Raw genomic sequence first — 1,024 nt, 5'->3', positions numbered from 1 at the left:
CCGATGATGACGTCATAGTTTGCAAATACGTCTTCAAAGTCCTTTTTGATCAGCGTTCTGACTTTCTGCGCTTTTTTATAGTATGCGTCGTAATAGCCGGAGCTCAGAGCAAACGTACCGAGCATGATGCGGCGTTTGACTTCGTTTCCGAATCGTTCGGAACGCGTCTGTTTGTACAGGTCGATCAGGTTGTCGGCATTGTCCGTGCGGTAGCCGTAGCGGATGCCGTCGAAGCGCGCCAAGTTTGCCGACGCTTCAGATGAAGAAAGCAGGTAGTAAGTCGCCAGCGCGTATTTGCTGTGCGGAAGCGATACCTCTTCCCATGTCGCGCCAAGGCTTTCGAGCACTTTCAGCGCTTCAAGCACGGACTGCTTCGCTTCTTCGCTTACCCCTTCGCCGAGATATTCTTTCGGAACGGCGATTTTTAAGCCTTTAATATCGCCTGTCAGCGCAGACAGGTAGTCAGGCACGTCCACATTGGCGCTCGTTGAATCCATTTTGTCAACGCCTGAAATCGCCTGCAGAAGGTAGGCGTTGTCTTCGACAGATCTTGTGATCGGGCCGATTTGATCCAATGAAGATGCAAATGCGACAAGGCCGTATCTGGAAACGCGTCCGTATGTAGGCTTTAAGCCGACGACGCCGCAGAAAGATGCCGGCTGGCGAATCGATCCGCCCGTGTCAGATCCAAGTGAAAACGGCACTTCCCCGGCCGCAACCGCAGCCGCTGAGCCTCCGCTTGATCCGCCAGGAACAGTTTCGAGGTTCCACGGGTTTTTTGTCTTTTTAAAGCCTGAGTTCTCTGTGGAAGAGCCCATCGCGAATTCATCCATATTCAGCTTTCCGATGGTAACCGCTTCAGCTTCATGAAGACGCTCAACAACGGTTGCATCATAGATCGGATCAAAATTCTCGAGAATTTTGCTTGCGCACGTTGTCCGCAGATCTTTTGTTACGATATTGTCCTTAATGCCGATCGGCATCCCGAAAAGAAGACCGTGCTCATCCCGGGTATCAAGCGCTT

General features: G+C 51.8%; 1 protein-coding gene. It reads right to left on the bottom strand.

Features of this window, described 5'->3' with window-relative positions; translation table 11 throughout:
• On the bottom strand, window positions 1–1,024 hold a 1,024-nt coding region (gatA, locus tag ACWHAR_RS23340), incomplete at both ends, for an Asp-tRNA(Asn)/Glu-tRNA(Gln) amidotransferase subunit GatA (RefSeq protein WP_452087984.1).

The sequence above is a fragment of the Bacillus sp. LR--39 genome, assembly GCF_053613335.1.
This window is presented reverse-complemented; position numbering and strand designations above follow the sequence as displayed.